The sequence below is a fragment of the Rhizobium tibeticum genome, from assembly GCF_900110205.1.
Taxonomy (GTDB): Bacteria; Pseudomonadota; Alphaproteobacteria; order Rhizobiales; family Rhizobiaceae; genus Rhizobium; species Rhizobium tibeticum.
On record NZ_FOCV01000124.1, the window covers coordinates 1 to 2,541 of the forward strand.

The 2,541-nt window shown below is 59.7% G+C and carries 3 protein-coding genes and 1 pseudogene; all 4 read right to left on the reverse strand.

Going from position 1 to position 2,541, the window contains the following annotated elements:
• Positions 1–289, reverse strand: a pseudogene (locus BSG20_RS35035) (hypothetical protein); the annotation flags it as partial.
• A complete protein-coding gene (gene tnpC / locus BSG20_RS35040; protein WP_072376423.1) occupies positions 289–1,911 on the reverse strand; it encodes an IS66 family transposase in 1,623 nt (540 codons plus the stop codon). The gene tnpC and the pseudogene BSG20_RS35035, both read right to left, overlap by 1 nt.
• Positions 1,912–1,974: 63 nt before the next feature.
• Positions 1,975–2,322 carry an IS66 family insertion sequence element accessory protein TnpB gene (tnpB, locus tag BSG20_RS35045; RefSeq protein WP_028749098.1) on the reverse strand — a complete coding sequence of 116 codons (348 nt, stop codon included), beginning with the start codon at positions 2,320–2,322 and terminating at the stop codon, positions 1,975–1,977.
• Positions 2,319–2,541, reverse strand: a 223-nt coding sequence (locus BSG20_RS35050) for a hypothetical protein (RefSeq protein ID WP_093041982.1), incomplete at its 5' end; no start/stop codon positions are given. The genes tnpB and BSG20_RS35050, both read right to left, overlap by 4 nt.

The window sequence follows — 2,541 nt, forward strand, 5'->3', positions numbered from 1 at the left end:
GAGATTTCGCTTTGAAGCGGGCGACCAGCTCCTCGTCGTCGACAAAGCTATCGAGGAAGTCGTTTCATTCGTCGGTTGAACGGCGAGCGTAGGAGAGCATCTGTCCCAGTTCCTCCATGCCGTCGTCTGTCAGCGCGGTGATGGATTCGTTCTCCCCGTTATAGACGCTGATGATGCTGCCGTAGGTCAGGTTATCATCGTTGGAGATGATTGCCCGGAGAAGCTCCGGATCCTCGCCGAGAATTTCAGCGACATATTTGATCGTGCGGACATAAGTGATTGTTGCCATCAGGCTGCCTCGGCGCAGATGGTGGCGACAGGCGACCAATTCCAGGGAAGCAGTTCGTCGAGGCGATTGATCTTGTGATCGTGGATGCGGTCGAGCAGATCGGCCAGATAGGCCTGCGGATCGAGGCCATTCATCTTGGCCGTTTCGATGATCGTCATGGCACGCGCCAGGGTCTCCGCCCCCGTGTCGGCTCCTGCGAAGAGCCAATTGCGTCTACCCACGCCAATCGGGCGCAGCGCCCGCTCGGCGGCATTGTTATCCATGGCGACACGACCGTCGTCCAGAAACAGGCAGAGCGAGGACCACCGGCTCAGGCCATACCGGAGAGCTGTCGCCAAATCGCTCTTGCCCGGAATACGGGGCAATTGCGCTTCGGCCCAGACACGCAATGCTTCTACCTTTGGCTTGCTGAGCTTCTGGCGCGCGGTAAGGCGGACATCGGCAGGCTGACCCGCGATGTCGCGTTCGATGTCGTAAAGCGCGCCGATACGGTCGAGGGCCTCGCGCGCGATCTCGGATTTGTTCGAGGTCCAGATATCATGGAAGTCACGTCGCCAATGCGCCCAGCAGGCCGCCTCACGGAAGCGCCGTTTTCCGTCCGTATTGGGTTCGTAGAGTTTTCCGTAGCCTTTGTAGCCGTCTGCCTGAAGGATGCCACTTGCCTGCTTGAGGTGACGGTGGACGTGCTCTTCCTTCCAGTCGGGAGCAAAATAGTAGACCGCACCAGGCGGGGCTGCGCCCGCCCATGGACGCTGATCTCGAACATACGTCCAGATCCTGCCTTTCTTCACGCCTTTGCCTAAACCCCTATCGCGTAGCGAGCGATCCAGCACACGGATCGGGGTATCGTCGGCATGGAGGAGGTCACTACCCATGATCGCAGCCTCAATCCGCTCGATCAGAGGCTGAAGCACCTGCATGGCACGACCACACCAATCGACCAGCGTGCTATCGGGGATATCGGCGCCCATGCGGGCAAAGATCTCGTTCAGACGATACAATGGCAGATGGTCGTCGAACTTCGAGACCAGGATGTAAGCCAGAAGTCCAGCCCCCGCCATGCTGCCCGGTATCGGACGGCTCGGGGCCGGCAACTGCACCATCTTCTCGCAGCACCGGCAGGACTTCTTCAATCGAGCGACCTCGACGACCTTCATCTGCGCCGCGATCATGTCGAGGATTTCGCTTACGTCTTCGCCAACAAGGCGCAGTTCACCACCGCAATCGGGGCAGCAGGTGCCAGGATCGAGTTCTTTGCGCTCGCGAGCCGCCTTTTCCGATACCCGCGGACGACGGCGCATAATCCTTTCGGGCGTGCTTGCCACAGGTGCGGCAGGCACGGCCTCATCGACCTCATCGAGCGGCTTCGTGCCGCTTTCCGCCGCGGCGATTAGAAGATCCTCGAGCGCCAATTCCAGCTGCTGGATTTCCCGTTCGATCTTTTCCGAGGACTTGCCGAAGACCTGTTTCTTCAGCTTGGCGATGCGGAGCCGCAGGGACTGGATCAACTGGTCATGCACCTGCAATGTCGCCGACATCTTCGCATTTTCCGCCTGCAAGACGGCGATCATTGCCTTCAGGAAGGCCGGATCATCGGGAAGATTTTGGGGCGCGCTCGACATGAACCTGACTACCATAGGTCAGGGCGAGTATCCATAAAAACAAGCAGATTCAGTGAGATAAATTCAACCGACACGCGCCGGCGGGGCGCCCCAGTTCGGACGTCGCCAATCGATCCCTTCCCAAAGCATGGCCATTTGCGCCGTTGTCAGCCGGGCCGTTCCATCTGCTGCTGAAGGCCATGGAAACCGCCCCTTCTGCAAAATTTTGTAGTACAGGCAGAAGCCCTGCCCATCAAAATAAAGCAGCTTCAAACGATCGCCACGTCTGCCTCGAAAGGCGAAGACCGCGCCGCCTGTCGGCTTCTGGCGCAATACATCCTGCGCAAGCGCAGCCAGGCCCTCTATTCCTTTGCGCATGTCCGTGATCCCGCAGGCCAGGTACACCCGCACGCCGGTCCCTGGTCCGATCATGCCGCCTCCACCGCCCGGATGAGCCGCGTCAGGGTGGCGCCGTCCACAGCGCTGTCGAACCGAAGGCTGCGACCGAAGTTCAACCGCAACTCGATCATCCCAGATGGGTCTTGACGGTCTCCGCAGACCTCGGCCTGCACGGCGTTCATGTCCACCGGGACAAACACCGCATTCGCAGAAGACGACAAAAGTCCCTGCTTCTTCAGCTCACTACGCCAG